The sequence below is a fragment of the Nonomuraea sp. GTA35 genome (assembly GCF_041950525.1).
Taxonomy (GTDB): Bacteria; Actinomycetota; Actinomycetes; order Streptosporangiales; family Streptosporangiaceae; genus Nonomuraea.
This window is the reverse complement of sequence record NZ_JBGNUV010000003.1, coordinates 723549-748238: the sequence shown is the minus strand read 5'-3', so window position 1 is coordinate 748238 and position 24690 is coordinate 723549. Positions and strand designations below refer to the sequence as shown.

General features: G+C 67.2%; 36 protein-coding genes. 11 read left to right on the top strand and 25 right to left on the bottom strand.

Annotation, left to right across the window (positions count from 1 at the left end):
- Positions 1-3: 3 nt before the first annotated feature.
- Genes ACBJ32_RS16725 through ACBJ32_RS16710 form a run of 4 tightly spaced genes read left to right on the top strand, consistent with a single transcriptional unit; the run spans position 4 to position 8708 of the window.
- Complete coding sequence (locus tag ACBJ32_RS16725) at positions 4-4302, top strand: hypothetical protein (RefSeq protein ID WP_375127490.1); 4299 nt, start codon at positions 4-6, stop codon at positions 4300-4302.
- Positions 4287-5465 carry a hypothetical protein gene (locus ACBJ32_RS16720; RefSeq protein ID WP_375127489.1) on the top strand — a complete coding sequence of 393 codons (1179 nt, stop codon included), beginning with the start codon at positions 4287-4289 and terminating at the stop codon, positions 5463-5465. Before ACBJ32_RS16725 ends, ACBJ32_RS16720 begins: the two co-directional genes overlap by 16 nt.
- Positions 5351-8500: a hypothetical protein gene (locus tag ACBJ32_RS16715; RefSeq protein ID WP_375127488.1), complete on the top strand. Its 3150-nt coding sequence runs from the start codon at positions 5351-5353 to the stop codon at positions 8498-8500. Before ACBJ32_RS16720 ends, ACBJ32_RS16715 begins: the two co-directional genes overlap by 115 nt.
- Positions 8493-8708 (top strand): hypothetical protein, encoded by a 216-nt coding sequence (locus ACBJ32_RS16710; RefSeq protein WP_375127487.1) that lies wholly within the window; start codon positions 8493-8495, stop codon positions 8706-8708. The genes ACBJ32_RS16715 and ACBJ32_RS16710 overlap by 8 nt, the downstream gene beginning before the upstream one ends.
- Positions 8709-8712: 4 nt before the next feature.
- Here the strand turns inward: ACBJ32_RS16710 and ACBJ32_RS16705 are convergent, their stop codons facing one another.
- The gene (locus tag ACBJ32_RS16705; RefSeq protein ID WP_375127486.1) at positions 8713-8880 is read right to left on the bottom strand and encodes a hypothetical protein; all 168 of its coding nucleotides are present in this window, start codon (positions 8878-8880) and stop codon (positions 8713-8715) included.
- A gap of 178 nt (positions 8881-9058) precedes the next feature.
- Here ACBJ32_RS16705 and ACBJ32_RS16700 point away from each other — a divergent pair, with 178 nt between their 5' ends.
- The 6 genes from ACBJ32_RS16700 to ACBJ32_RS16675 all read left to right on the top strand — a co-directional run bounded on the left by ACBJ32_RS16700 (position 9059) and on the right by ACBJ32_RS16675 (position 13041).
- On the top strand, positions 9059-9400 hold the full coding sequence (locus ACBJ32_RS16700) for a hypothetical protein (protein ID WP_357867919.1): 342 nt from the start codon (positions 9059-9061) through the stop codon (positions 9398-9400).
- A 673-nt stretch (positions 9401-10073) separates the two neighbouring features.
- A complete protein-coding gene (locus ACBJ32_RS16695) occupies positions 10074-10883 on the top strand; it encodes an N-acetylmuramoyl-L-alanine amidase (protein WP_375127485.1) in 810 nt (269 codons plus the stop codon).
- Positions 10884-11134: 251 nt separating this feature from the next.
- Complete coding sequence (locus ACBJ32_RS16690) at positions 11135-11671, top strand: hypothetical protein (protein WP_375127484.1); 537 nt, start codon at positions 11135-11137, stop codon at positions 11669-11671.
- A 9-nt stretch (positions 11672-11680) separates the two neighbouring features.
- Positions 11681-11869 (top strand): hypothetical protein, encoded by a 189-nt coding sequence (locus ACBJ32_RS16685; RefSeq protein WP_375127483.1) that lies wholly within the window; start codon positions 11681-11683, stop codon positions 11867-11869.
- Positions 11870-12553: 684 nt separating this feature from the next.
- Complete coding sequence (locus tag ACBJ32_RS16680; RefSeq protein WP_375127482.1) at positions 12554-12913, top strand: hypothetical protein; 360 nt, start codon at positions 12554-12556, stop codon at positions 12911-12913.
- Complete coding sequence (locus tag ACBJ32_RS16675; protein ID WP_375127481.1) at positions 12913-13041, top strand: hypothetical protein; 129 nt, start codon at positions 12913-12915, stop codon at positions 13039-13041. Before ACBJ32_RS16680 ends, ACBJ32_RS16675 begins: the two co-directional genes overlap by 1 nt.
- Positions 13042-13150: 109 nt before the next feature.
- Here the strand turns inward: ACBJ32_RS16675 and ACBJ32_RS16670 are convergent, their stop codons facing one another.
- The 24 genes from ACBJ32_RS16670 to ACBJ32_RS16555 all read right to left on the bottom strand — a co-directional run bounded on the left by ACBJ32_RS16670 (position 13151) and on the right by ACBJ32_RS16555 (position 23630).
- The gene (locus ACBJ32_RS16670) at positions 13151-13624 is read right to left on the bottom strand and encodes a lamin tail domain-containing protein (protein WP_375127480.1); all 474 of its coding nucleotides are present in this window, start codon (positions 13622-13624) and stop codon (positions 13151-13153) included.
- Positions 13625-13897: 273 nt separating this feature from the next.
- Positions 13898-14062 (bottom strand): hypothetical protein, encoded by a 165-nt coding sequence (locus tag ACBJ32_RS16665; RefSeq protein WP_375127479.1) that lies wholly within the window; start codon positions 14060-14062, stop codon positions 13898-13900.
- A gap of 219 nt (positions 14063-14281) precedes the next feature.
- Entirely contained in the window at positions 14282-14776 is a 495-nt protein-coding gene (locus tag ACBJ32_RS16660) for a hypothetical protein (RefSeq protein WP_375127478.1), read from the bottom strand.
- A gap of 357 nt (positions 14777-15133) precedes the next feature.
- A complete protein-coding gene (locus ACBJ32_RS16655; RefSeq protein ID WP_375127477.1) occupies positions 15134-15310 on the bottom strand; it encodes a hypothetical protein in 177 nt (58 codons plus the stop codon).
- Positions 15311-15371: 61 nt separating this feature from the next.
- Positions 15372-15536 carry a hypothetical protein gene (locus tag ACBJ32_RS16650; protein ID WP_375127476.1) on the bottom strand — a complete coding sequence of 55 codons (165 nt, stop codon included), beginning with the start codon at positions 15534-15536 and terminating at the stop codon, positions 15372-15374.
- A gap of 150 nt (positions 15537-15686) precedes the next feature.
- Positions 15687-15878 carry a hypothetical protein gene (locus ACBJ32_RS16645; protein ID WP_375127475.1) on the bottom strand — a complete coding sequence of 64 codons (192 nt, stop codon included), beginning with the start codon at positions 15876-15878 and terminating at the stop codon, positions 15687-15689.
- A 15-nt stretch (positions 15879-15893) separates the two neighbouring features.
- A complete protein-coding gene (locus ACBJ32_RS16640) occupies positions 15894-16055 on the bottom strand; it encodes a hypothetical protein (protein WP_375127474.1) in 162 nt (53 codons plus the stop codon).
- A 34-nt stretch (positions 16056-16089) separates the two neighbouring features.
- The gene (locus tag ACBJ32_RS16635) at positions 16090-16431 is read right to left on the bottom strand and encodes a hypothetical protein (protein WP_375127473.1); all 342 of its coding nucleotides are present in this window, start codon (positions 16429-16431) and stop codon (positions 16090-16092) included.
- A gap of 101 nt (positions 16432-16532) precedes the next feature.
- Positions 16533-16724 carry a hypothetical protein gene (locus ACBJ32_RS16630; protein ID WP_375127472.1) on the bottom strand — a complete coding sequence of 64 codons (192 nt, stop codon included), beginning with the start codon at positions 16722-16724 and terminating at the stop codon, positions 16533-16535.
- Positions 16725-16735: 11 nt separating this feature from the next.
- On the bottom strand, positions 16736-16903 hold the full coding sequence (locus ACBJ32_RS16625) for a hypothetical protein (RefSeq protein ID WP_375127471.1): 168 nt from the start codon (positions 16901-16903) through the stop codon (positions 16736-16738).
- Positions 16900-17070 (bottom strand): hypothetical protein, encoded by a 171-nt coding sequence (locus ACBJ32_RS16620; protein ID WP_375127470.1) that lies wholly within the window; start codon positions 17068-17070, stop codon positions 16900-16902. Before ACBJ32_RS16620 ends, ACBJ32_RS16625 begins: the two co-directional genes overlap by 4 nt.
- Positions 17070-17309 (bottom strand): hypothetical protein, encoded by a 240-nt coding sequence (locus tag ACBJ32_RS16615; RefSeq protein ID WP_375127469.1) that lies wholly within the window; start codon positions 17307-17309, stop codon positions 17070-17072. The genes ACBJ32_RS16620 and ACBJ32_RS16615 overlap by 1 nt, the downstream gene beginning before the upstream one ends.
- Positions 17310-17382: 73 nt before the next feature.
- Complete coding sequence (locus ACBJ32_RS16610) at positions 17383-17520, bottom strand: hypothetical protein (RefSeq protein ID WP_375127468.1); 138 nt, start codon at positions 17518-17520, stop codon at positions 17383-17385.
- A 317-nt stretch (positions 17521-17837) separates the two neighbouring features.
- On the bottom strand, positions 17838-20072 hold the full coding sequence (locus tag ACBJ32_RS16605; RefSeq protein WP_375127467.1) for an FtsK/SpoIIIE domain-containing protein: 2235 nt from the start codon (positions 20070-20072) through the stop codon (positions 17838-17840).
- On the bottom strand, positions 20069-20383 hold the full coding sequence (locus ACBJ32_RS16600; RefSeq protein WP_375127466.1) for a hypothetical protein: 315 nt from the start codon (positions 20381-20383) through the stop codon (positions 20069-20071). Before ACBJ32_RS16600 ends, ACBJ32_RS16605 begins: the two co-directional genes overlap by 4 nt.
- A complete protein-coding gene (locus tag ACBJ32_RS16595) occupies positions 20380-20592 on the bottom strand; it encodes a hypothetical protein (protein ID WP_375127465.1) in 213 nt (70 codons plus the stop codon). Before ACBJ32_RS16595 ends, ACBJ32_RS16600 begins: the two co-directional genes overlap by 4 nt.
- Positions 20589-20816 carry a hypothetical protein gene (locus ACBJ32_RS16590; RefSeq protein WP_375127464.1) on the bottom strand — a complete coding sequence of 76 codons (228 nt, stop codon included), beginning with the start codon at positions 20814-20816 and terminating at the stop codon, positions 20589-20591. Before ACBJ32_RS16590 ends, ACBJ32_RS16595 begins: the two co-directional genes overlap by 4 nt.
- Positions 20813-21829 carry a hypothetical protein gene (locus tag ACBJ32_RS16585; RefSeq protein WP_375127463.1) on the bottom strand — a complete coding sequence of 339 codons (1017 nt, stop codon included), beginning with the start codon at positions 21827-21829 and terminating at the stop codon, positions 20813-20815. The genes ACBJ32_RS16590 and ACBJ32_RS16585 overlap by 4 nt, the downstream gene beginning before the upstream one ends.
- Positions 21826-22083: a hypothetical protein gene (locus ACBJ32_RS16580; protein ID WP_375127462.1), complete on the bottom strand. Its 258-nt coding sequence runs from the start codon at positions 22081-22083 to the stop codon at positions 21826-21828. The genes ACBJ32_RS16585 and ACBJ32_RS16580 overlap by 4 nt, the downstream gene beginning before the upstream one ends.
- Before the next feature lie 235 nt (positions 22084-22318).
- A complete protein-coding gene (locus tag ACBJ32_RS16575; protein ID WP_375127461.1) occupies positions 22319-22462 on the bottom strand; it encodes a hypothetical protein in 144 nt (47 codons plus the stop codon).
- Positions 22463-22674: 212 nt separating this feature from the next.
- The gene (locus tag ACBJ32_RS16570; RefSeq protein WP_375127460.1) at positions 22675-22881 is read right to left on the bottom strand and encodes a hypothetical protein; all 207 of its coding nucleotides are present in this window, start codon (positions 22879-22881) and stop codon (positions 22675-22677) included.
- Positions 22882-22892: 11 nt separating this feature from the next.
- Entirely contained in the window at positions 22893-23045 is a 153-nt protein-coding gene (locus ACBJ32_RS16565) for a hypothetical protein (RefSeq protein WP_375127459.1), read from the bottom strand.
- Positions 23042-23302 carry a hypothetical protein gene (locus tag ACBJ32_RS16560; protein ID WP_375127458.1) on the bottom strand — a complete coding sequence of 87 codons (261 nt, stop codon included), beginning with the start codon at positions 23300-23302 and terminating at the stop codon, positions 23042-23044. Before ACBJ32_RS16560 ends, ACBJ32_RS16565 begins: the two co-directional genes overlap by 4 nt.
- 109 nt (positions 23303-23411) lie before the next feature.
- Positions 23412-23630, bottom strand: coding sequence for a helix-turn-helix domain-containing protein (locus tag ACBJ32_RS16555; RefSeq protein ID WP_375127457.1), 219 nt, complete (start codon positions 23628-23630; stop codon positions 23412-23414).
- Between the two features lie 172 nt (positions 23631-23802).
- On the opposite strand from ACBJ32_RS16555, the gene ACBJ32_RS16550 reads away from it, so the two are divergent.
- Positions 23803-24585, top strand: coding sequence for a GntR family transcriptional regulator (locus tag ACBJ32_RS16550; protein WP_375127456.1), 783 nt, complete (start codon positions 23803-23805; stop codon positions 24583-24585).
- Positions 24586-24690 lie beyond the last annotated feature (105 nt).

Genomic DNA, 24690 nt, shown 5'->3' with positions numbered 1-24690 from the left:
GCCATGGCGGCCGAGGTCGGGTCTGCGTACGTCACCATCCTGCCCTCAGCGCGGGGTTTCCGCAGGGCGCTGGAGAAGGAACTCGACGCGCCGCTCCGGGACGCCGGCCAGAACGCCGGTAAGTCTCTCGGCGACTCCATCGCCAAGGAGGGCTCCCCGGCTGGGGGAAGGTTCGGCAAGAGCTTCACCGCTTCGCTGATCCCCAGCCTGAACGGGGCCACGTCGGCGGTGGGCAGGTTCGGCGCAGGCATGACTTCTGCGCTGCTGCCGAGCCTCGGCCAGATCACCACGGGCATCGCGAAAATCGGCGCGGGAGCCGGCGCGTTCGCCACCCTGGCCGCAGGAGCCGGCGCGGCAGCCACCCAGATTGTCGGGTTGGCTGCGGCGCTCGCCCCGGCGGCGGGGGCTCTGGCTGGCCTGCCTGCTGCTGCGGCGCTGGGCGGGGCCGCGTTTGCGACGCTGAAGCTGGCCACGATGGGGGTCGCGGACGCGTTCTCTGCGGCGCTCACGGGCGACGTCGAAAAATTCTTGGACGAGATCTCGGAGCTGCCGCCGGTCGTCCGCGAGTTCGCGCACGCACTCAGGTCGATCAAACCCGACCTCGACGGCCTGCGCATCTCGGTCCAGAGCGCCCTGTTCGGCCCGATGATCGCCGACCTGGAGAAGACCGGCGACCTGCTGATCAGCGTCGTCAAGCCCGGCATGACCGCGGTCGCGGGCGAGTTCGGCAGGTTCGGCGCCGCGATCCTCCAGGCCGGCCAATCCGCGTCCGTCATCAGGTTGCTGCGCGACAGCTTCGAGACGCTGCGCCAGATCCTCAGCGACATCGAGTCCGGCACGCTCCGCGGACTGATTTCGTCGATGGCGTACTTCACCGCCTCGACGTTGCCCGCCTTCCAGGGCATCGGCGCCGCGGTCAACAGCCTCGCCGAACGCTTCTCGGCGTGGCTGACCACGGCCGCCGCGTCCGGGACGGCGTTGCAGTGGGTGGAGACCGCCAAGGACGTCTTCAAGCAGCTCGGCGCGATCATCGGCGACGTCGTCGGCATCATCGGCGGCGTCTTCAACGCGCTGGAAACGGCCGGCAGCAGCACGCTCGGCGTGCTCGGGCAGCTCGTGGACGCCGCGCACGCGTGGGTGGACTCGGCCCAGGGCCAGGACGTCCTCGTCTCGATCTTCCGGTCTCTGTCGCAGGTCGGGCAGGCGCTCGTTCCCGTCATCACCGCCATCGCCAGCGGCATCGGGACCCTCGCCCCGCACGTGGCGGGCCTGGCAACAGCGTTCGGCCCGGTCCTGACCGCCGCCATCCGGGCGGTGGTGCCCGCGCTGGAGGCGCTCGCGCCCGGGATCATCGCCGTCATCAACGGGCTCGGCGGCGCCGTGCAGGCGCTCGCTCCCGCTCTGCTGCCGCTCGGGCAGACCATCTCCGGCCTGTTCCAGACGGTCGCTCCCGTGTTCGCGCAGATCGGGCAGGCCGCCGCGGCGCTGCTGCCCGGCGTTCAGGCGGTCGTCGGCGCGGTCGGGCAGACCATCTCCGGCCTGGCTCCCGCGTTGCAACCGCTCGCGGCGGCGTTCTCGTCCCTGGTGACCGCGGTGGCTCCGCTGCTGCCCGTGCTGGGGCAGGTGCTCGCCCTGCTCGGCGGCGCGGTCGCACAGCACGTACAGTCCCTGACACCGCTTCTTCAGCCCCTGGTCGCGGCGGTCGGCGAGCTGGCGATGGTGTTCGGCAACGGCCTGGTGACCGCGATCCAGGCCATCTCGCCGCTCGTCGCCCCCCTGCTGACCGCGTTCACGCAACTGGTGGTGTCTCTCGGCCCGCTGGTCGCCCAAGTCCTTCAACTGGCGACGTCGCTGATGTCGAGCCTGTTGCCCGCACTCACCCCGCTGATCGGGACGGCCGGGCAGGTCGTCACCGTGCTCGGCGGCGCGCTCGTGCAAGGGCTCAACATCCTGCTGGTCGCGATCACACCGCTGCTGCCGGTCATCACGCAGCTCGTGCAGACGCTCGTCGGCGCGCTGCTGCCCGCGATCGCCCCGCTCATCCCGATCGTGGCGCAGATCGCCGGCACGCTCGGCACGGCCCTCGTCACCGCGATCGCCACCGTGGTCACCGCCGCGACCCCGCTGATCGCGGTGCTCGGGCAGGCCATGCAGACGATCGGCGGCGCCCTGCTGACCGCTGTGCAGGCGATCACCCCGTACATTCAGCAGTTCGCGCAGGCGATGGCCGGCCTGGCGCCGATCATCGCCCAGCTCATCGCTGCGGCGCTGCCCATCATGGTGCAGCTCATGCAGCAGGCCGCGCCGATCGTCGGCCAGCTTGTGACGGCGTTCGGGACGCTGTTGACCGCGCTCGTGCCGCTGCTGCCCATCGTGGTGCAGATCGCCGGCGTGATCGGCTCCACGCTCCTCAGCGTCATCTCCAGCCTGCTGACGGCGGTCACTCCGCTGCTGGGCCCGCTCGGCGAGCTGGCGGTCACGATCGGGCGGGTTCTCCTGCAGGCGGTGCAGGCGGTCGCGCCGTTCGTCGTCCAGCTCGCTCAGGCCGTGGCGAAGCTCGTCCCGGTGTTCGCGCCGCTGATCGCGCTGGCCGCGCAGGTGGCCGCGCAGCTCGGCGGGATCCTCGTGCAGGGCCTCACGACGCTGGTGACGGCGCTGACACCGGTCCTGCCGATGATCGTGGACCTGGCGTCACAGATCGGGACGGCACTGCTCACGGCGCTCACCGCGGCGGCGCCGGCGATCCTGTCGATCGTTCAAGCGGTCGTCGGCCTGTTGCCGGTGCTGACGCCGCTGATCCCGATGTTCGTGCAGTTGGCGGCGCAGATCGCGCCGCTGGTCATCCAGTTCCTGCCCATCTTCGTGCAGTTGATCAACACGCTGGCGCCGGTCATTGTGCAACTCGTCGGCGTCGTCGGCCAGCTTCTCGCCGCGCTGATGCCCCTCGTGCCGATCTTCCTGCAGTTGGCGATGCAGATCATCATGCCGCTGGTGCCGATCGTGCTCCAGCTCGTGCAAGCTCTGATGCCGCTGATCTCGGCGATTCTGCCGCCGCTCGTGCAACTGATTCAGGCGGTCGCGCCGATCCTCGGCCTGGTGGCCAACGCGTTCGGGCAGATCCTGCAGGCGGTCATGCCGCTGCTGCCGCCGCTGGTCCAACTGCTGTCGTCGATCCTGACACCACTCCTGCCGATCATCACGTCCCTGGCGCAACTGCTCACCCCGATCATCGGGATTTTCGCGCAGCTTGTGACCGCGGTGACGCCGCTCATCGCGGTGCTGCTCGACCTGCTGGTGAACATCCTCACCCCGCTGATCAACATCGTGGCCACGGTCATCACCTGGCTGGTCGACAAGTTGGCGCCGGCGTTCGAATGGGTCGGCGGGATCATCGAGAAGGTCGTCAACGGGATCGGCGAGATCTTCCAGTGGGTCTACGACCTGCTCGTAGGCAACTCGATCATCCCCGACCTCATCCAGGGCATCCGCGACTGGTTCCAGAAGGGCGTCGACTGGATCAAGTCGATCATCTCGTGGTTCGCTGAGCTGCCGGTGAAGTTCGGCCAGTGGCTCGGCGGTGTCCGCGACCGGGTCGCCGAGATCTGGACCAGGATCAAGGAGATCATCAACGAGCACATCACCCGGGCCAAGGAGATCATCTCCAGCGTGCTCGGGCAGATCTCCGACCGCTGGAACCAGGTGTGGGACACCGTTAAGAATTTCCTCACCGAGAAGTGGAACCAGATCAAGGACTCCGTCTCGCGCGGCATCGACGGCGTGCTGCAGTTCTTCCGCGACCTGCCCGGCAACATCACCAACGCGCTCGGGAACCTGGGCAACACCCTGTGGAACGCGGGCCGCGACCTGGTGGTGGGCCTGTGGAACGGGCTCGTCTCGATGTGGCAGTGGCTCAAAGATTCGATCTACAACTTCTTCGCGGGCATCATGCCCGACTGGGTGAAGAACGCTCTCGGCATCGCCTCGCCCTCGAAGGTGTTCGCTGAGATCGGCCGTGAACTTCCCGCCGGCATGGCGGTCGGCATCGAGAAGGCGCAGGGCCTGGTGGAGAAGGCAGTCGCCGGGCTCGCCGGTACTGCTTCCATCGCCGCCAGCGCTGACGTGGCGGTCACGTCGGGGTCCGGCGCCGCGGCGGGCATCACCGTCGCCGGGGATCTGGTGCTGCCGATCGACGGGCTCATGCTCGACCTTCGCAAGCCCGACCAGGCCGTCCGTGAATTCCTGCAAGGCGTGCGTGAGGGCCTGCGCAACCTGGAGAAGGAGGCGGCGTGGGCGACCTCGTGATCGGCCGGTACACGGTCCGGGAGACGTGGTCCGTCTCGGAGACGGGCGCCGGCGTGCTGCAGGTGGCCGGCCGGGAGGTGATGCCGCCGCTCACCCGGGCGGAGGTGGTGCACCGGTACGAGTCGGCGCTCAGTTCGCAGAACCTGCTGGTGCCGGTCGTGTGGGAGGACAAGCCCGAGCGCAGCGGCTACTACACGGTGTCCTCCTCCTCGGGCGACATCATGGACCGGGCCGCGGAGGGCGTCGTGGTCGCCGAGTGGAAGATGAGCCTGGCCCGGCACGGCAGCGACACCGACGTCGACCTGGAGTCCAGGCTCACCGGCGCGGTCCGGCAGAACGATTACGGCTTCACGGGCGAACGCTGGCATTGCCCGCCGATCGGCCACTACGCCTACTACACCGGCTCCACGATCCCGTCCACGCTGACGCGGACCGGCTCGGAGGGGGCGATGACCGTCTACCGGGCCATCCCCGCAGGCGTCAGTCCCCGGTGGGGGTGTGCGGTGGAGGACTTTCTGCGCGGCCGGGTGCGGATCCTGTCGGTCGGGTACGAGCGGGTCGGGGTGGGGCAGGCAGTGGACGCCGACGACTGGGAGCTGTCGAACACGCTGCTCCGGGTGCGTCCTCTGCTGTCCGGCGGCACGCTGGAGATCGCCGCGTTCACGGGCGGCGCGTGGCGGACGAAGGCGTGGTGGGTGGACGCGGGCGGCGGGCAGATCGCCCGCTTCGAAGCCGCGACCATCATCCGCAACGATCCCGAGATGTGCGTGCTCCGGCTCACCGAGCACCGGTCCACGGTCGGCCGCGCTGTCCTGGATCTGACGCTCAGACGCGGCTCCAGGACCGTCGAGGGCTACCTGCAGACCGGTTCCAGCGGGACGCTCAGCGTGTATCTGGCCGTCGCGGAGACGCTGGCGGACAACACCTCGTACGTGGTGCGGGCAACCGACGACACGAACGGCAACCGGGCGGTCGCCGGGTCGGCGAAAAACTTCGACCCGCACGCCAGCGGCGGCGTGACCCGCACTTCCACCACCTGGCTGGACTGGTGGGCCGGCGTCGTGATCCCGGGCGGCGCCGTGACATCGGGAGAGATGCCCCACCACCTGCGGGATCAATACATTGGCGCGCTCCCCGAAGTGACGATGGCGGTGAAGCGATGACCGTCAACGAGCAGCTCATGGGCCTCGGAAGCTGGGGCATCACCCTGCGGGAGGAGACGCCGCGCGAGGTCCTGGACCGGCTGCTGTACTTCGGCCATGTCGCCATCATTCCGGGCAAGGTGAACCCGGCAGGGTACGGCGACAACCTGCTCACGATGGCCAAGTACGTTGGCGTGCTGACCAAGCGGGAGTTCGACGACGCCAAACGCGTCGGCGGCCAGGGCATGGCGTTGTGGCTCGGCGACTCCGACGACAAGGGCGAGGTGTTCGAGTCCCCCGTCAACATCAACGGGCTGACCTTCGCGAACACCATCACCACACTCATGTCGGGCAGCACCGCCGTCATCGTGGGCATCCTGTACTCGGTGGCCGGCACCTACTCCGGCACCCACGTCTGGCAGTCCCGGGGCAAAGCCGTCGACTACGTGTGCTCCACGATGGGCGCCGAGTGGCGGGTCAACGGCAACGCGACTTTGGACGCCGGGCCGATCGCGAACCTGTTCAAGACCACCCCGGACTGTGTGATCGTCCGCAAGGACGCAGGCAAGGACCTGACGCTGACGGGCCTGTCCGGCGACATGCAACTGTCGAGGGACGTGGAGGATTTCAGCACCCGGGTCGTGCTGCTCGCCGAGGGTGAGGGCGAGGCGACCGCGACCGCGTCAGCCAACATCCTGTCCAACCCGTACCTGGACATCCGCGGCAACCCGATCAAGAGGACGCGGCTGGTGTCGGAGTCGGGCACGTCGACGGGGAACGCTCAGGCCCGCGCCCAGTTGCAGCTCAACCGCTTCACCGGCACCCGCAACGCGCTCAGCCTGCGCGCCCAGGACATCGAGATCGACGGGTCGTTCGAGGTCGGCGACTACGTGTGGGTGTGGGATCCCGACGCCGGGCTGTACGACACCAGCAACGAGGTGACGTTCCGGGGCCAGCGCATCAACCCGATCAAACTCCGCGCGGTTGAGGCGTCCTGGCCGGTCACGCAGGAGATGACGGTCGCCTACCGGCATCAGGACGGCACATGGATCGACCTCACCTCGTTCTTCGTGCCGGAGTCGGGCGGGACGTCGATCCGTGTGGGCGAGCTCGGCCGGTCGCTGACGAACGCAGGTACGGAACCGGTGGGGCCCCGCCCGATCCCGGACACCACCATTCCGGGTGTCGTGAGCTGGGACCTTCCGTTCACCACGGGCGTCTACCTGGACGGGCTCGGCAACACCAGGGCGCGCATCCTGGTGAACTGGTTGCTGCCCACCAACGCCGATGGGTCGACGATCCTCGACGGGTCGCACTACGAAATCAGGTACGGGGTGTCCCCGGCGTCGGACTGGCAAGTCGAGTTCGCTCCGTGGGGTGAACTTCAGCAGCAGATTCTGGACCTGTCGCCCGGCGTGGACTACGACTTCCAGATCCGCGCGGTGGACCTTGCCGGGAACCAGGGCGCCTGGTCGGCGACGGAGACGGCCACGGCGAACCCGGACACGATCGCCCCGTCTACGCCTGCGCCGCCGGTTGTGGCGGGGTCGAGGCTGGCCATTCAGATCGTCCACACGCTGGGGAAAGCCTCGGGCGGCACCTACAACCTCGAACTGGACCTCGATCATCTTGAGGTGCACGTGGGCGCGGCCAGCGGCTTCACGCCGGACTCGACGACGCTCAAGGGCAAGGTCAGCGCCCACGCAGGGATGATCGCCGCTCAGATCCCTGCGATCGGCACGGTCGAGGTCGAGGAGACGACGACCCGCTACGTGAAGGTGATCGCCGTGGACCAGGCAGGCAACCGCAGTTCCCCTTCGACGGCGGCGACGGCGACGGCGCTGCTCATCGACTCGGCGCACATCTCCGACCTGACCGCCTCGAAGATCACAGCGGGCACGCTGAGCGCGGACATCATTGTCGGCGCGCGGATCAAGACGGCCGACACCGGGCAGAGAGTCGAACTCAACACCAGCGGGCTGCAGGCCTACAACAACGCAGGAACGCTGCTGGCGAGCTTGCAGACGAACGGCGTGTTCTTCCTGCGGAGCGCCACGTCGGGGGCCCGGCTCGACTTCAGCAACGTCAGCGGGATCCAGCTCTACGACGCGGGCGGCACCCGAACGGTATGGCTGGACCTGGACGGCTCGTTCGAGCTGCGCAGCGCTGCGAGCGGTGCCCGGACTGTCCTCGACGGCACAGGGTTCCGGGCGTTCAACTCAGGCGGTGTAGAGACGGTCAGCATCCTCTCGACCGGCGCGTTCACGATCCGCTCCGCCAGCTCCGGCGCGCGCATCGAGTTGGACGGCTCCGGCCTGCGCGCGTATGACAGCGGGTCGAACCAGACCGTCTCCATCGACTCGTCGGGCACTGTCGCCATCGTGGGGGACTTCAAGAGCGGGACGACGACCGGGCCGCGCGTTGAGATCGACCGCAGACTGACTGGTACGCAGGCGCCCCGGATTCGGCTGATCACCCCGTCTGGCCAGACCACGCAGATCCAGTCGTCTGACGCATCTGGTGGTCCGCTGGTTGACATCAGCAACTTCGATGGTTGCGGTCTCGGTCTGTGGCGCGGCGGCACGGTGCTGCAGAACCTGAACGGCACGCTGAACCTGATCGGGTCTCCGGTGCAGATCAACGGCACCACGAAGACGTTCGTCATCGACCACCCGCTCCACCGCGACCGGTGGCTTGTGCACGCCACCACTGAGTCGCCGCACAACGGCGTCGAGTACTGGGGCACCGTCACCCTCGACGAGTTCGGCGTGGCCTGGGTTGAGCTGCCGGACTACTTCGAGGCCCTGACGAGCGCCGAAGGCCGGGCCGTTCTGCTCACCGCCATCGACAACGCCCTCACGCCGCCTGCAGCCAGCTACCCGAGCGGCGGCCGGTTCGAGGTGCGCGGCGATCCTGGTCGGCGCGTGTCCTGGCTCGTCAAGGCGATCAGGAAGGACGTGCCGCCGCTGCTCGTCGAACCCCGCCGCGAGGACGCGGTCCTGCGCGGCGATGGACCATACCGCTACCTCACTCCGAAGGAACCCGCGCATGACTGACCAGCAGCACCGTGTACCCGCCGAAGCGCTCCTCGTGGCCGTCGAAGGCCAGCGCAACGCCGCCCTCACCGACGCAGCCCAGATGAGGGCGCTCGCGCAGACGCTGGAGGTTGAGGTGGCGCGTCTCGCGGCCGAGAACGCGCAGTTGCGCGAGGAGAACGCGAAGCTCCGCGAGGAAGCAGACGACGGCTCGTTCGGCAGCCGCTAACCCGTCACCGGTATTTGGTGACGGTCGTCCTCTTCCGCCGCCGCAGCCAGATCCACGGCAACGCCATCCCTGCCGTACACACCAGCCACAGCACGTCGCCCGGCGTCCACGCCGGCTTCGTCCTGCTGCTGCCGACGTGCCGCACCTCAAGCGGCTTGTCCTTGCGGCCCATGCGTGCCCTCCTGGTGCGCCCCTGCTGTGGATCGTGAGACGCCTCAAGCATCTCTCCGGATGACACCAGCGTCGTGTCCACATCCGGACACCACACGTGCCGCCCGCCTGACGAGGGTGCGGGGCGGGCGGCACCCCACACACTTCGGCCTGCGGGCCACTCCTGTGGAGGGGGACGTGTGCCCGACTCGCCCACCCCATGGGAACTCCACCGCACGATGGAGGCCCTCCGGCACACGCTGGAGTCCGGGTTCAACAGCCTCAACAGCCGCCTGGACCGGGTCGTGTCGAGCGAGCTTTTCGCCGCCTACCAGCAGCATGTGCAGAAGGAGTTCGACGACCACGAGCGCGAGCTGGCGGCGCTCCGGGCGGACCGTGAGGCGGACAAGAAGGAGCGCGACGCCGAGCGGGTGCAGCGGGCGAACGACCGCCGCCTGATCGGCCTCGCCGTCTTCACATCCATCATCGCGCCGCTCGTCATCCTGCTCATCCAGCTATGGCTGAACAGCGGGAGGACCTGATGGGCCGCCACCAGGACGACGGGTTCTTTGACGACGTCGCCGACGAGCCCGACAAGGTGAAGCGGGGCCGCCCCAGGCTGTGGCTGCTGCCCCTCGTCGTCGCCGTCGTCTTCACTGCGGTGCTTGGCGCGCTGATGGTACAGATCAACGAGCTCGGCGAAAGGGTCCGGCAGGCGGAGAACGATCGCACCATCCTCACCGAGCAGGTGGAACGGATGGGCGGCGTTCCGCTCGTATCCCCTTCAGCCGGCCCTCCTGGGGAGCGCGGCCCGACTGGTCCACCAGGGCAGACGATTGTCGGCCCCCGCGGTTCCCCGGGTCCGAGCGGCCCGCCGGGCAGACCAGGCATGGACGGGAAAGACGGCGCCATCGGCCCTCAAGGGCCCGCCGGAGTAGCGGGAAGCCCAGGACCCAAGGGTGATCGCGGCGAGCCCGGAGAGACCGTCACCGGCCCTCCAGGAGCCAAGGGGGAGCCCGGAGAAGACGGCAAAGACGGCGTGGACGGCAGCCCCGGACCGCAGGGAAGCGCCGGACCGCCGGGCGAGCCAGGCCCGCGAGGAGAACCTGGACCGCCGCCGTCCAGTTGGACGTTCGATGTAGGTCCTGTCACCTACACCTGCACACCGGTCGAGACCGGATCCACCACCTACACCTGCAAGCCGGGAGGCTGACCATGCCGTACCTGACGCAGCTCGCCACGGTGGCCAGGCGTACCGGCTGCCCAGTGACCGAGGTGGCCGGCTGGAAGACGCGCGGCCACGGCCCGCTCCAGGACGTCGACGGGGTGGTCTGTCACCACACCGCGGGCTGGAACGACATGCACGTGGTCAGAGACGGACGCCCCGGCCTGGACGGCCCACTGTCGCAGATCTGGTTAAGGCGTGACGGCCGCATCTTCATCGTCGCCGCAGGCCGGTGCTGGCACAACGCTCCCAGCCTGTCGCTGGGTCACACCAACAGTCGGTCCATCGGCATCGAAGCGGAGAACGACGGCAGAACGCCGTGGCCGAAGGCGCAGCTCGACGCCTACAAGCGGCTGTGCGCCGAACTGTGCCGCGAGTTCGGGCTGCCGGTGTCCACGGTGAAGGGCCACAAAGAGGTCAACTCCTCCAAGCCCGACCCCCACAGCATCAACATGAACGCTTTCCGGAGAGACGTGGCGGCCCTCCTGAAAGGCGAGCCCGCGGCCCCGGCCGTCGACACCACCTCATGGACGGAGGAACTCGTGAAGGACCTGCCGACCCTGAAGGTCGAGGCCAGCAACTACGACGTGAAGACCGTCCGCGGCTGCCTGTTCGCCCGCGGGCACGTGCCCCCGGAGTCATACGCGGGCATGCAGGGCGGGCTGGAGGAGTGGCTGAAGCGGATCGACTTCGACGACGCCCTCGACGAGGACGTGCGCGCCTTCCAGAAGGCGAAGAAGCTGACTGCGGACGGCATCGTCGGGCCACTCACCTGGGCTGCGCTGCTGAAGGTCTCGTGATCCCATTGTGGCGGGACCACTTCCCGCATCAGACGTCTCTTCCCCGGCATCCCGAGCCCGAGGAAGAGCAGCCCGGAGACGGGCGCACACCTGGCCTCGTAGACGAGGCGAATTGAACGCCGTTCGGAACCTTAAATCCGGGCGTGATTTTATCGCGCCGATTCTTTAGGTCCTGACCTGCGCGTTCCCCGAGCGCTGCCCTGGATGGGTGGCGCTCTCTTCATGTCACCTCCAAATGGGAGAGCATCCTCATGCGTCTCAACAAGAGCGCGCTTCTGTTCGCTGCCGTCGTCGCCACCGCTGGCCTCGTGGGCAGCCCGGCCTCGGCCACCAGCCTCGACCTGCCCGTTGGCGCCCTGACGATCGTCGAGGTCGGCACCGACGCCATGGGCAGCGACACATTCGCCAACCGGAACCGCGAGTTCGTCACCTTCAAGGTCACGGGCGGCGCGCCGGTCGACATCGACGGTCTCGCGGTCCAGGACAACTGGTCGAAGAACAACGGCAGCCCGCACACCTGCAACAAGTACACGGTCACCGGCCTGCCCGGTCAGGGCTCCGCCGCGATGCTCCAGCCTGGCGAGACGGTCACCGTGTTCAACGGTTCCCGGTGGGGCGGCAACTACAAGAACGGCGACGAGTACCGGCTGTACGCCAAGAGCGACGTCGACTGCGGCGCCGCCGGCCACTTCCTGAACAACGACGCCGACTCGGTCTGGCTGACCTCCGGCGCCACGCACGTGGCCAGCAAATCCTGGGACTGGAACGGCGGCTACACCGTCAAATAGGAGGCTGTCATGCAGGTAGGCAAGTACGCCAAGACGGTCGTGGCCGCGTTGTTCGCCGCCGTCGTCGTCGCCAAGTCGGCGGTCACCGATGGTGTGATCTCGCCGCAGGAATGGATCGACATCACGCTGGCCGTGCTGACGTCGCTGGGCGTGTGGGCGATCCCCAACGCTCGACAGTCGGAGGACCTGCCGCGCTAATCTGAGGCTGTACGTCCGAGCACCCGTCGGGGTAGCGTCCGGAGCGCCACCGGTTCGGCGGCCCGCCAGCGGCTTCCGTCCTCGGTCCAGGTCCGGCGCGAACCGCTGGCATTGGTTCGCCTATCCCGATGGGTGCTCGGGCTTTCCCGCCTCTGCCACAGGACGCTGTGGCACCCGCTCCGGCGGTACAGCGGCGGGGCGTTCTCGTCGTCCAGCGGCCAAGGACGCGGCCAGGAGTAGGGATCGAGTCCCGCCCGTGAGGGCAAGTGGCAGCCCTGGCCGAGACGCCGGTTCAAATCCGGTCGAGAACGCGCAAGGGAAGACCGCCATCAGTGGTTAGCAGTGGGCGCGGGAAGTAGTGGTCGTAAGGCTGCGAGCGCGTTCGGGGCGGTCCGCGCTGGCTACGGTCAGGATGAGGCCAGCAATGAGGGCCGGGTCACCTACGGGTGGACCGGCCCTCGAACTATTTCCGAACTGGAAAGAGTTGCTTTCGACTTGGAGGTGAGATGCCGTTCCGCCCCTGCTTTCACGGCTGTGACGGTGCCTGCGTCATCCGTTACGGTCGCGGCTGTGCCCCGTCCTGTCATCCTGCGAGTGCGTACCTACCTCCTGACCCGGACAGTCCGGTAGGGCGGTATCTGGCGCTACTGGAGCGCGCGGAGAGACGAACGAGGGAGGCGCTGCGTGCGAGTGCGGATTGACCCGAACATCCGGGTAGGCGACGGCTTCACGCTGGCGGACTTCGACGACGTTGAAGACGACGCCGCCGACCTCCACATCCGTGAAGCCGTCACCGTGTATGAGCCCGAGTCCGGGCTGCGAGGGTTCGGCTCCGTCGTCGAGGTTGACCAGGACAAGCGCCTCGTGACTGTGGCGGTGGACTGGCCGACGCTGCTGCCCGAAGAGGCGTGGGCGGAGTGGGACGCGAGACTCGCCGAGATCCGAGTCGGCGCAGCGGAGAGGCTCAAGCAGCCGCTCAAGGTGGACGACCTCGACGAGTTCCGCGCCAGGATCGCGACGCTTCGAGCAGCACGGGAGACGTGATGGCTGGCAGGTACCTGATGTCCCGCAACATCGCCGAACTGCTCGGCATACCGCTCGACGACCCAGACGTAGAGATCGTGGAGATCGAGGACGAGTTGAGCACTCCTGCGGGTACCGAAACAAGCTGATCAAACGTATCGTCAGCGGCGAAGGTCTCCACTGGACCGTCGCCCTGCAACGAGAAGCCCTCACTCTCCTCCGGGAGGGTGAGGGCTTCTTCGTGTTGTACGGCCTGCGTCAGCAGTTCTTGTAGTCGGCTCTGGACGAGTTGTACGAGCAGGAGTCCACCAGCCGGCCTGACGCGTTCCGCAGGTACGCCGTGTCCCGGCTCTGGTTCCAGATGTAGGAGAAAGTCCCCTGCCCGCCCCGGCCCCAATAGCGGGTGGTGGGGGTGTTCTTCCCCTTGCCGGTCCGCACGGTGACGGTCTTGCCGGCGCCGAGTGTGAAGACGCCGAACGTGTAGACGTGATCCGAACGCTTGGTGGTGTCGCGGACCGTCCAGCCTCTGAGGCTGACCGCGCTCCGGCCGGTGTTCTTGATGTGCACATACTCGCCGTTTAGGCTGCTGTTCGCGCCACTGTCCGGCGAGCCAGGGGAGTCGTAGTACACCTTCGTGAACATCACCGCGGGGTTGGCGGCCTGCGCCGGCGCGGTGGTGAGGGCGAGGGTGAGCGTCCCGGCAGCGGCGGCGGGAACGAGGCGACGGAGCATCCGGACTCCTGAGGCTCGGGGGATGGAACGTGACAGGAGATGAGACGGCCGGAGGCGTGATCAGGTTGTCATGCGGCGCTGTCCGGATCAGGACACGGACGATCCGAGTACATCTCTCGTACGGCCTCCCCAACCTCGGGCGGCGGCTCCTCCGTGGCCTGAATGTGGTCCACCAGAGCGGCTTGTAGTCGTACTGCTGCCAGGCGAGCCTCTACCTCTTGCGGGTCCATCCGCTCATCGTGGACCCGCTACGTGATCGCCCGCAGGCGATCCTCAGGATGCTGCCTGGCGGTCGGCCGGGAAGTCGTACACCTCGACCAGGTCTGCGAAGTCGCCCACGTGTCGTAGGACGCCGGCCAGGTCCGGGTAGTAGCCGAGGAGGTAGCGGCGCTTGCCCACCTGCTGGGTGACCTTGAATCGTTGGCGGTCACCGAGCACGATGACCTCTACCTGTATTCCCTGAGGTCCGCGCCACACCGCCACACATAAAACCTATACAAAACGGACATTGGAGCGTTAATCTGGCGTCGCTCCAAGGGTGACTCTGGAGTGCCAACGTGCGACCGCCCCGGCTGCGGGGAAGCAGCCGGGGCGGTCTCGTTTGCGACATTGGCGCCCGCGTGGGTGGCCGCGAGCCTGCCGGATGAAGGGGCCAGCCTAGATGAAGTCCTTGGCCCCGTAGATCGGATGGGCGCCAGGCTGCTGCCCCGCGCGCAGGGTGTATGCGAAGTAGGTGTACGTGTGGGCGCCGTTGTGGAACGCCACGTCGATGCCGAAGCGATGCGAGTGGCCCGTGAAGGTCCGAACGCCCTCAATTTCCGCGTTACCGCTATTAGCGATCTTTGCGGCAAGCCACTCCTCGAACGACTTCACGTCTATTCGATCATCGGCCACTGCGAACGCGGGCTCTTCTATCGACGGTAGCGGCGCGCCCTCCACGATCCGCTCTTCGCGTTCGCTGCTGTCGCCACCAGGCGGCGCAGCTCCAACAGTCTGGAGAATGATGCGTGCACCGGTGACAAACCAGACATCTATGCCGCGCGGCAGGGCGCGGTCCTCGGGCTGGCTGAGAACCTGTACGTCCTTGATCGCAGCGTTCCCGCTGCTGGTCAGAAGATTCAGGAGAAAACTCTCAAAGCGTGTGACGCGCATAGTTCCTCAGGGTGACAGGGCGGTCGACGATACCCCTGGAGTCTAGGGGGAACTCTGGGCTGGGCCGGTGTAAGCCTCAGATTCGCGGGTGGCCAGCGTTGCTGCCGGCCACCCTGGCGGGTCTACCTACGTGCTACTCCTCGGTCGGCTGCCCCGAGCCGGAGCACTGGGAGCGGTCACCCGGCGGCTGGTGTGACGGGGCGTTCTGTCCCGCAGCTACGGACACCCTCTGCCCGCACACGGAACACTTGGAGCTGGCCATGTGTGTCTCCTTCGCGATGGGTGGTTTGCCCCGGCCGCGAGGTTCGGGCGGCCGGGGCCGATATGTGGACACCCCTCAGTGAGGGGTGCTGGGACCTACTTGGCGCGGCACGTGGCAGCGTGCTTGTTCGCGGTGCCGACCTGGACGCGGTTCTTTACCTTGCATCCGTTGCACGTCATGCGACCCCAGTCGTAGGGCCCTCCCTCGTACACGAAGTCCACGGTGTTGCCGCCCACAGTGCTGAACTCGACCGTCTGTCCTTTTGCGGCCATCTGGACCCTTCTCCTTCGTTGTCAGTAACTGACATGGACTGCACTGGCCTCTAATGGGCTCTCATGGCGGGTAGCCGTGCCGCTTGAGCGCGGCCTCCACGTAGTCGACCTCCGCTTCCGTGCACTTCTTCCGCGCCTGGTAGTACCGGTCTCGGTTGGCCGTGAAGTCGTCACCATCGGGGTCGCCCCCGTACCACTCCATGCCGAGCTTGAGCGCGTTGCGCACCTGGTCGCGCCGTATCGGCGGCGGGTCGCGTTCGTCGGTTGCTTGCTGCTGAACCAGCCCATGACGGGTTTCCCTTCTGGGTGGGAGCGGGTTGCTCCGGGCGCCCGCCACGCACCCCCCGTGAGCGTGGCGAGCACCCGCAACAACCGCTCACGTCTGGTGGTCTTCTGCGCGGCCAGAACAGCCGTGCGCGCTGTGCCCGTAGAAGCCCTTGTGGCAGGGACACCAGGCCGCCATGCACGCGCACCCGGGAGCGGCGGCGGAGCCGTGGTGGCAGCCGTTGCAGGTGCCGACCGTGGACTGCCCTCTGATGTAGTCGGTGGCGACTCGTTTGATGCTCATGGTCACCAGAGCCCGTCAGGTGAGGACGCTGGAGAAGAACACGGCCAACTGGTTAGCGCCGCCGATGATGCCGTCGAAGACGCCGTTCACAGCAGCGGCAGCCTGAGCAGGCCGGGTGAACAGGTAGAAGCACACGAACGCGACAGCCACGTACGTGATCACCTTTTTGACTTGCATGGCGTAGGTCTCCCTTCAGGGACGATGGACGGGGTTAGTTGAGGCAGGCCGGGTAGCGGTCGTCCGGCTGGCAGCGTTCCTGCTGCGCCGCGCTGGCCGTGACCTCGGTGATGGGGTCATCGCTGGCCGGCACGATCACGAGGCCGCTGGATGTGTGACTGGAAACGACGCCGACGACCCGCTTTTCCTTCTTGGCCCTTTTAGGAGGCTCGTTCTCGGCCGCGGCGACGTCGAACAGGTTGCCGACCTTCGACAAGTCCGGGGGCGGCGTCTTGCCGTCGCCGAACGCGCCTGAGAGGCCCGCTCCGGCGACGAGCGCCCCGACGATGAGCAGCATCTTGCCGAAGCTCATCGTGGCCTCGTTGTGCGCCTTCATGGTGATCTCCTGTCATGGTGGGAGCGGACGCTCCGGGCCGCTCTCCTGACCCCGCGGGGAAGGTGGGGTCAGGAGAGCGCACCCGCAACAGCCGCAGGGGGCTACGGGAGCTCGCCGCGGCGGACCATCGCCGCATACCTCGCCACCGCAGCGTCGGCCTCTTCCTTGCTGGAGTTGCGCCGGGCCGCATCGAGGGTGGCGGACGCCCGTTCCAAGGGCTTGCCGTTGTCGGCGTAGGTGAAGGCGATCTCGGCAGCGAGCAGCTTCCTCACTTGCTCTTCACGAACGGCCATGTTGATCTCCTTTAGTGCTGGTGGATGCCGAGACGCTTCATCTCGGCGAGAGCACCCCCAGTGGTGGTGACACCCACCACCCGGACGGTCTCGCCGCAGCCGGCGCAGTGGATCGCGACGTGAGCCACATCGTTGACCCACTGCACGGGGTGGTCGGGAGACGGGACAGTGATGCTCATCGGACCTCCTGGAGGGGACGGGCATCGGTGCTGGGAAGCGCCTCCCGGTAGTGGGAGGCCATGCAGCGGCTGACGGCCGCCTCGACCGGACGGCCCTGCCTGGTGAAGGACTCGACGGCCTTCTCCGCCCCGTCCGCCGCGGCCTGGAGATCGAGTCTGTGAGGCATCAGCCGAACCACTTCCGCAGACCCTTGGGGGCGGCGCCAGCGCGCAGGAGTTCGTTCTCCTTGAGCTGGGCCGCCTTCCGCTTGCCGAAGGTGCGGACCAACGTCTCTTCAGCCTTGCGCCGCTCGGCGCCGGTCACGCCGTGACCGTTGGCGGCCTGGGCGAGCTTGCTGGCTTCGCCGGCCTGCTGAGCCTGCCCCTTGGCCTTGGCCAGCTTCTCGGGCGGCATCCTGTCGAACATAATTCCTACTTTCTTGATCGGTAGTGACGGGTATTGCGGTGTGCTCGTCAGCGCGGGGGTGAATCGGTGAGAGCTACTTGGGCGGCCGGGTCGGCCTGTTGTTGTTACGGGCCATCCGCACGATCACGACGACGATCACGAGAACGACCACCGCCAGCGCCGGCCACGCCAGCGGCGGGTCAACGAACGCCAGCCACAACGCCAATCCCATCCCAGAGGTGATTAGGGCGCCGAGGCCGAACAGTCTTGCGAGGTCCATCAAGACCTCCCATCGGTGAGTGGAGCGGGATGCTCCGGACACCCCTCCCGAAGATCTGGGAGAGGTCTCCGCGGCCACCGCGCCACCAAGTTGGGGAGCAAACGCGCCCCCATGAAAAGCGCTTCCGGCAGGCCCTTTCAGGCCCTCTGGAGAGGCACCTCCCCCGCCTCCCCCGGGGGGAGGTTCGCAGGTCAGCACGGAGATTCTGGGGTGGGGAGGCGGATGGGGAGTTCTCCCCGCCTCCCCACGTGACTCCCCGGCTGTGACGATCATTCGTCCTCGCCTTTGTCGTCTTCTTCGGGGTGGCTTTCGGCGTGTTTGGTGACCGCCTTGAGGACCTTCTCCCGGCTGACGACCATGCGCCCATGCGACTTGGAGGGGGCAGCGTCGACGCCTTCGAGGAACTGCGTCAGATCGGCGAAAGTCCACTCCCGATACCGGGCTGGGTCACGTTCGGCGAGGCGTTGAAGTACTTCCTGGGTGTACATCCGCGGCTTGCTGCCAAGAACCGCGGCGATGTCGATGCACGGGTCTGTCTGCTCGCCACTGTCCATGCTGGAGCGGGTCTGCACGTCGCCGCGGCGGAACGCTTTGGCGCGGTCGGCGACCTCAACGGCTTCGGGGTCGGACACGAAATGCGTGCGGATCGTGATCGACGACTGACCGGGCGGGAGTTCCACGCCGTCGCCCGCGACTACAACGGTGCCCTTGTCGATGCCCTGCCGCAGCAGGTGAGGGGCGGCGCCCCCGTCAACGGCCTTGTCCCCGAGCGCCATGCGGGACTGCGACTCGGTACCGACGACCAGCGAAGCCCGGACATGGGCGCCTTCGCGGACCAGGACGGGCAGGTTCTGGTCGGTTGGGTTCTGGGTGCCCTGCCACAGGATGACGTCGACCGCCCGCCCCTGATTGTGGATCTTCCGGGCGGCGAGGAAGTACCTGCTTGTGGACTTGCTACCGCCATAGGGGGCGCCCTGCTTCACCTTGCCGTCGTCGGTGATGTACTCCTCCCTAGCCGGGCACATGAACGCGACCTGGGCCTCGTCGACGATGAGGATGACGGGGTCGAACTTGGTGCCTGCGGGTGCCTGGAGGCGGCGCTCCATCTCGTCGACGCCCCACTCCAGCATCTCGGTGGCTTCGATGACGTGCTCGTCAGTGGGGCCTTCGATGAGGACTTCAGCGAGGCCATCGAACATGCCCCAGTCGCCGAAGCCCTTGAGGTCCGCGATGCGGAACCGGACACGGATATCGAACGCCAGCCACAGTGCCAGAGCCCGCAAGGCTGCCGTCTTGCCCTGGTTCGACAGGCCGGTGATGAGCAGCATCCGCTGATGGAGACTGATGCCGACTGCCTGGCCACGCAGGTTCTGCCCCCAAGGAGCCCGCCCCTTCTTGTAGTCGGCGGCGACCTCCTTATCGGTGACCAGCGGAGACGGGCCGATCGGCTCATCCAGAGCGCCAGGGTCGGCGATCCACAGCCGCACCGTGCGGGCCTTCTTCGGGATGGTGATGAACACCTCGTGCTCGTGCCGGCCGAGGTTCTCGGCCAGCGTGCGACGCCGGCCCTGCACCTTGTCCGTCGACACTCCCGAGGGGAGCGTGACGTCGACTTCGACGCCGCACCCTGCGATCCGGATCAGGCCAAGCATGCCCGCTCCGTGATCGGGCATCTGCTTGATGGCCTGCTTCAACGGGGCGATGCCAAGGTCCCTCATCGCGGTGACGACGACGGACGGAGTGATCAAAACGGGTGTGTTGCTGTTTCGACCGCCCTTCACGCTCCGCTCGGGTTCATCGGACAGCCACGAAGGAGTCGTTCCGGTACGACGCCCTTCACGGTGCAACGTGACGATCAGAGCGATCAGGCCGGCGACCAGGAGCGGCGCCCACAACAGCCGGATCGCACCAAACAGCCACTTCAGCACGCCACCAACCCACAAGAACACGTCCTGGAATCCGCCAGCGCCGGTCATCAACACCAGGGTCGACACGATGACCATCAGGACCACCACAGCGAGACAACCGCCGCCAGCGAAGATGAGCACCTGCAGGCCGACCTTCGGCAGTTCCAAGAGGCGTTCACGCCGGTCCCGGGCGGCTTCCCGCCGGCGGGTCAGCCAGTGGTCGAGCGCGTCAGCGTCACCGCGGGCGCGGGCGGCACGGATCTGCTCCCGGTAGATGCCGAACGTCAGCCCGTCTGTTGCCCGCACCCACCAGGAGTGCAGGCCCTGCAGCACGATGACGCTGTGCCGGGCCACCACGACGGCCTTGCCCGCGTGCGGGCGCAGCACGGTGATCCGGTCCACCACCATGGACGTCCTGCTGGACGATCCTGGCTTGTCGGAAACGATCTCGCCTTCGACAACTGCGGACTCCACCTCGCCGCCGTGCTGCAGGGCCAACTCCTTGTGCTCTTCGTCCTCGGACAGGGGCAGGTCGGGGGCGTCCTCGCCGTGGCGGGGAGGGACGAGGCGCAGGTCTGGGCGCTTGTCGGCGTTCATGACTGGAGCGCGACCATCCTCTCGGTACGAACCAGGCGGTAACGGCGGCCATCGGTGGCGGTCGCGGTGGCCGTCTTGGCGAGCAGCCACGCGGCCAGGCGGGAGACGTTGAACAGGACCGACCGTGCCGCCCACCAGAGAGCCAGAGCGAACGGGACCGCCAGCGCCAGCACCGGCCACAGCGGGATCTCCCACCAGGAGCAGGCGCACACGCGGGCGACCATCTCGCCGAACGTGCGGGCCTGCTCGGTGGGCTCACGGATGACGCAGGCGGGGAATGCCAGTAGGAGCAGCAGGAGAGTGGTGTTCATGACCGTCTCCCGTGCCTTCTGTCGATGAGAGCGAAGTACTCGGGGGTGCCGAACTCAGGGCACTCGCACGACTTCTTTTCGCACAGGGCGCACCGCATCTGGCTGAGGTCGACCTTGCCGGCGAGGAAGTCGTCCATGTCCGGCGACCACTTCGCGCCGAGCTCGTCGAGCAGTTCGCGGGGATCCTTCGGCTGGTTGTTCTTGGTCATGACAGGTCTCCTGTGCGGTTACGAGCGAGCGTTCGTGCCCTGCGGTAGCCGAACGCGGTGCACACGGTGAGCACCGCGATCGCGAGAGCGACCTCCGTGGGGAGCGCCAGCGCGAGCAGGCCGGTGAGGGCCGCGATGGCGGCCAGGCACGCGAATGCCTCAACAAGGTCGAGAGCGAGATACGCGACAGCCAGCACCAAGGTGCGGGCGATGCGGCGGCTCATGACTGGTCTCCAGTCGGGGTGGTGGAAGCAAGGAGCCTTTGGATCTCGCGGGCCTTGTCGACGCCGACGACGCCGGGGCCAAGGGCTGTACGGATCTTGTGGATGCCCGGGTTGGGGCTCAGACGGCCCTCGTCGATCATGTTCTGGACGTGCGCGGCGAGCACCTGTACCGGGGCTGTACCGAGGGTGTACCGATCTTGCGCGTTGCTCCTGTACGGAAGGGGTACCGAGGGTGTACTGACCAACCCAAGATCCAGGCGGGTGAACGCGGCCAAAATGATCGGCAGAGCGATCACGATGGCGACCGCGACGATCGGGCCGAGCAGGTGCAGCACCAGTGACGAAACCGAGAACGACTTGCCCTCCGGTAGTGACCATGGAAGGTACGGCCAGGCGTTCATGCCGAGCGTCAACCCGAGGAACAGCCGCTCCACCTTGGTGAGAGTCGGTGAGTTGATCGGCTGGTCCAAGGTGGCCAGATAGGTGCGGGCGCTGACGACGACGAGCAAGGCGAGCGACATGAACGGCTCGACCAGCCAGGCGAACCACCAGCGAGGAGACCACACGGCGGCACCTTCGGCGGCGAACGCCTGCACGCCGGCGGTGGACCAACCGAGCGCCAGCGTGAGCGCGACCATGGCGACGGCGACGATGCGCCGGCGGGCCCGCAGGGTGCGGTAGGCGCGCATCATCGGATCCTGGGCAAGCCGGTGAAGGCGTGCTGCTTCAGCAGCCTTGCGCCGGTGCTTGCGCACTCTGGGGGAGTCGAGCAGGAGAGGTGTGTCGTCGTCCTGCAGCTCGGCGAGCAGGTGAGACTCGGCCACCTCGGCGCGGAGCTTGCGCACCCGCCTGGTCTCGCCACCGTCAAACACGACCAGTGGGGCTGGTTCGTCGCTGTCGTCCGGCTCGCGTAGCGGCTCGTTGATGGCCTTCACCCTGTCCGACCACGCGTTGAGGCGAGCCACCTCCTTGGCCAGGGAGCCGTTGACAGGCGGCGGGGTCGTGTCCGTCACGTCCTCCTCCTGCCGTTGGTGCGGCACCACTTCGCCCCGCGCCCGTCCTCCGTAGCCCGCAACTCGACGTCACCTGCGACACGCAGCAGCTCCAGGTAGCGCCACACGGTGACCTTGAGCAGGCCGAGCGCCTCAGTAGCGGCGTCCGTGGTAACGCCCCTTGCTGCGAGCGCGAGGAGTCGCTTGCGGATGTTGTCCGGGACGGCCGGGGTGGGGACCGCCTCCTCGGGGGAGACTGTGACGGGCGGCTTCATGACAGGGGGTCCGTTCGTGATGGGAGTCGGATGGTTAGGTGAGCAGTGCGTTGAGGATGGCGATGGCGCCGACGGTGGCAAGCACGAAGAACAGCGCAAACGCGATCATGTTGAACGGCGTGGGACTCCTCATGGCCGCCTCCTTCCGTTGAGATCGAGGTACGGGTGTCTGTCGCTCCCGTTCAGGGCTTGCAACCTGAAGGCCGGCGTGGATACCGGAACGGGCTCCATGGCGCTACTTGAGGAGGACGCTGCCGACGCCCTTGCAGACGGTGCACTCCTGCAGGAGCGGGGCGAGGTTGTCACGGCCCGAGCCCTTGCACGAGGCGCACTTGACGACGTGGCCGGGGCACGGCTGAGGGTTGTTGTTCTCAGGCATTTCGATCTCCTCTGGTGTGGTGGGGTGAGCCCCCGCCCGGGGTGAAGAGGGTTGGATTCCGGACACGTCCGCGGGCGGGGGAGTCTTGTGGTGCCCGTCCAGGAGCCGGCGGCCGGGAGTTTGGGTGTGGGACCGCGGCCCCTGGACGGGAGTAGGGAGGCCCGGCCGTCGCGGGCCGTGGGAGACCTGGAGGGACGACAGCCGGGCCTGGCTCATCGCTGACCGCCTCCGGGGAAGTGGTCCACGGCCTGCTGCATGACGGCCAACTCGTCGTCGAGGAGGGCGAGTACGTCGACAGCAGCGGCGAAGCGTGCTCTGGCGGTGGAGGGGGCGAGCTCTAGCCAGAAGGCGGTGAGGATGCGGTGCCGGGCGGCGGGGGTGTAGGAGTCCCAGCGGGCGAGCTCGTCTTCAACGCGCATCGGGTGGAGGGTCATCGGGTGCTCGCCTTCCGGGTGCTGTCCTGCTCGGCGAGCATCCGGTCGTAGTGGAGGCGCGCCTCCGGCAGCTCGCCGTCCGGCCAGACGCCCGGGTGGCCCGGGTCTACGTGCTCGGCGCGGGCGAGAAGACGCTCAGCGGTGGTCATCGCTGTACCGCCTGACGACGGGACCGGTAGGCGGAGATGTCAGCCACACCTGAAGGAAGCGGAGATGCGGACGGGTGCCGCGCCGTGATGTCGGCGGAGGCGAGGAGTATGCCACCGGTCTCCCGCAGGAAGTTGGCGACATCGACTGCCACCTGGGCGGCTCTGGTCAGGGACGCAGCCTGCTCGGCGAACTGCTGGGCAGTCATGAGCGCCACTTCCGGCGTCATGGTGGTGCCAGCGAAAGCGGGATCTGCCATGATGGAGCGGCTCCTTCGTAACTTTGACCGGTCATGAAGGGCACGCGATTGGGCGGCTTCGTCTTGGCGGATGAGGGCCGCCCTTCGCATGTCCGGGGGATCGCGCGCATCAGACTGCGACCTTCACGTCAGGTTCGGCGGTGGTCTCGTTGAGGAGCGCGTCTACTTCAGCGGGGTTGAACCGGTAGTGCCCACCAGGGGTTTTCCGGGGATGGAGCTTGCCCGCCTTCGCCCACGCAAGGACCGTCTGAGCGGTGACGCCGCACAGCAGAGCCACGGCGCTGGTCGGCAACCAGGGCTCGCGACCGGTCCAGTGAGTGAACTTCAAGGCCAAACCTCCCAAAACGGGCACGGGTGACGCGATGGCGATTCCTTTGGAATGTCATTGAAAAGCGTCGTACGACAAAGCATCGTACGACGCATGGATGCTGTCAAGGGATTGTCGTACGACGCATTCAAGATCTTGGAATTGGCGTATGACAATTTGTTAGAGTTGGACCATGAGTCCTGAGCCCCAGACCGGGCCCGCCAACCGCATCGCCAATGACCTACGTCAGGCCATCAGCGATGGTCGCCTGCAGCCAGGCGCGAAACTGCCAACAGTCCGAGATCTCGCTGTGGAATACGGCGTGAGCCGCAATACGGCAGCGAAAGCGATCGCCCAGCTCAGCAATGAGGGGGCGATCATCACCCGCTACGGCTCTGGCGCGTACGTTCGCGAGGCCCACCCGGTGCGGCGCGTTGGGCAGGACCGATACGCCAAGAGCAAGTGGGCCAACTCCACTGTCGAGGTGTACAGGGACGAACGCCATGAAGGCCAACCCGCCGAACAGCAGGGCACCCAGACGCAAGAAGTCGCGCTACTCGATGCGGACGAGCGTGTAGCGCGAGCCCTCGGCGTCCCCGTGGGGACGCAGGTCTATGAGCGAGACCGCATCATGTTTCGTGACGGCAAGCCCACCCACTCTGTCACCAGCTACTACCGGCGTGAGGATGTAGAAGGTACGGCCATCATCGATCCACGGCCGGGCATGGCAGGTGCCGGCGGAAGCTTTGCGATCTTTACTGAGCTTGGGCTTGCCCCCGACGAGATGACTGAAGACCTCTTTGCTCGGATGCCAACCGTGGAGGAGATGGTCTCGCTGGACCTTCCTCCAGGCGAGCCGGTCGTGGAACAGTGGCGCACCACGCGGACGGCTGACGGGCGCGTGATCGAATACGCCCGTGGCGTTCATCCCGCCAGCCGCTTCGTCTGGTCCTACACGTTTAAGATCCCGGACTGAGATCGGCGCCAGTTTCGGACAGCTTATCGGGCGTCACTTTCCCGCAATGTACTCCCCTTTGGGCACCTGCGCGTCCTACGGTGTACCGGCGTCACGCGATACCGA

What these genes read in the sequence shown, in the direction of transcription:
- ACBJ32_RS16725 (WP_375127490.1), top strand. Translation starts at nt 4, where the DNA reads ATGGCGGCCGAGGTCGGGTCTGCGTACGTCACCATCCTGCCCTCAGCG.
- ACBJ32_RS16710 (WP_375127487.1), top strand. Translation starts at nt 8,493, where the DNA reads ATGACTGACCAGCAGCACCGTGTACCCGCCGAAGCGCTCCTCGTGGCC.
- ACBJ32_RS16705 (WP_375127486.1), bottom strand. Translation starts at nt 8,880, where the DNA reads ATGGGCCGCAAGGACAAGCCGCTTGAGGTGCGGCACGTCGGCAGCAGC.
- ACBJ32_RS16695 (WP_375127485.1), top strand. Translation starts at nt 10,074, where the DNA reads ATGCCGTACCTGACGCAGCTCGCCACGGTGGCCAGGCGTACCGGCTGC.
- ACBJ32_RS16690 (WP_375127484.1), top strand. Translation starts at nt 11,135, where the DNA reads ATGCGTCTCAACAAGAGCGCGCTTCTGTTCGCTGCCGTCGTCGCCACC.
- ACBJ32_RS16685 (WP_375127483.1), top strand. Translation starts at nt 11,681, where the DNA reads ATGCAGGTAGGCAAGTACGCCAAGACGGTCGTGGCCGCGTTGTTCGCC.
- ACBJ32_RS16675 (WP_375127481.1), top strand. Translation starts at nt 12,913, where the DNA reads ATGGCTGGCAGGTACCTGATGTCCCGCAACATCGCCGAACTGCTCGGC.
- ACBJ32_RS16670 (WP_375127480.1), bottom strand. Translation starts at nt 13,624, where the DNA reads ATGCTCCGTCGCCTCGTTCCCGCCGCCGCTGCCGGGACGCTCACCCTC.
- ACBJ32_RS16660 (WP_375127478.1), bottom strand. Translation starts at nt 14,776, where the DNA reads ATGCGCGTCACACGCTTTGAGAGTTTTCTCCTGAATCTTCTGACCAGC.
- ACBJ32_RS16655 (WP_375127477.1), bottom strand. Translation starts at nt 15,310, where the DNA reads ATGGCCGCAAAAGGACAGACGGTCGAGTTCAGCACTGTGGGCGGCAAC.
- ACBJ32_RS16645 (WP_375127475.1), bottom strand. Translation starts at nt 15,878, where the DNA reads ATGAGCATCAAACGAGTCGCCACCGACTACATCAGAGGGCAGTCCACG.
- ACBJ32_RS16640 (WP_375127474.1), bottom strand. Translation starts at nt 16,055, where the DNA reads ATGCAAGTCAAAAAGGTGATCACGTACGTGGCTGTCGCGTTCGTGTGC.
- ACBJ32_RS16635 (WP_375127473.1), bottom strand. Translation starts at nt 16,431, where the DNA reads ATGAAGGCGCACAACGAGGCCACGATGAGCTTCGGCAAGATGCTGCTC.
- ACBJ32_RS16630 (WP_375127472.1), bottom strand. Translation starts at nt 16,724, where the DNA reads ATGGCCGTTCGTGAAGAGCAAGTGAGGAAGCTGCTCGCTGCCGAGATC.
- ACBJ32_RS16625 (WP_375127471.1), bottom strand. Translation starts at nt 16,903, where the DNA reads ATGAGCATCACTGTCCCGTCTCCCGACCACCCCGTGCAGTGGGTCAAC.
- ACBJ32_RS16620 (WP_375127470.1), bottom strand. Translation starts at nt 17,070, where the DNA reads ATGCCTCACAGACTCGATCTCCAGGCCGCGGCGGACGGGGCGGAGAAG.
- ACBJ32_RS16615 (WP_375127469.1), bottom strand. Translation starts at nt 17,309, where the DNA reads ATGTTCGACAGGATGCCGCCCGAGAAGCTGGCCAAGGCCAAGGGGCAG.
- ACBJ32_RS16610 (WP_375127468.1), bottom strand. Translation starts at nt 17,520, where the DNA reads ATGGGATTGGCGTTGTGGCTGGCGTTCGTTGACCCGCCGCTGGCGTGG.
- ACBJ32_RS16605 (WP_375127467.1), bottom strand. Translation starts at nt 20,072, where the DNA reads ATGAACGCCGACAAGCGCCCAGACCTGCGCCTCGTCCCTCCCCGCCAC.
- ACBJ32_RS16600 (WP_375127466.1), bottom strand. Translation starts at nt 20,383, where the DNA reads ATGAACACCACTCTCCTGCTGCTCCTACTGGCATTCCCCGCCTGCGTC.
- ACBJ32_RS16595 (WP_375127465.1), bottom strand. Translation starts at nt 20,592, where the DNA reads ATGACCAAGAACAACCAGCCGAAGGATCCCCGCGAACTGCTCGACGAG.
- ACBJ32_RS16590 (WP_375127464.1), bottom strand. Translation starts at nt 20,816, where the DNA reads ATGAGCCGCCGCATCGCCCGCACCTTGGTGCTGGCTGTCGCGTATCTC.
- ACBJ32_RS16580 (WP_375127462.1), bottom strand. Translation starts at nt 22,083, where the DNA reads ATGAAGCCGCCCGTCACAGTCTCCCCCGAGGAGGCGGTCCCCACCCCG.
- ACBJ32_RS16575 (WP_375127461.1), bottom strand. Translation starts at nt 22,462, where the DNA reads ATGCCTGAGAACAACAACCCTCAGCCGTGCCCCGGCCACGTCGTCAAG.
- ACBJ32_RS16570 (WP_375127460.1), bottom strand. Translation starts at nt 22,881, where the DNA reads ATGCGCGTTGAAGACGAGCTCGCCCGCTGGGACTCCTACACCCCCGCC.
- ACBJ32_RS16565 (WP_375127459.1), bottom strand. Translation starts at nt 23,045, where the DNA reads ATGACCACCGCTGAGCGTCTTCTCGCCCGCGCCGAGCACGTAGACCCG.
- ACBJ32_RS16560 (WP_375127458.1), bottom strand. Translation starts at nt 23,302, where the DNA reads ATGGCAGATCCCGCTTTCGCTGGCACCACCATGACGCCGGAAGTGGCG.
- ACBJ32_RS16550 (WP_375127456.1), top strand. Translation starts at nt 23,803, where the DNA reads ATGAGTCCTGAGCCCCAGACCGGGCCCGCCAACCGCATCGCCAATGAC.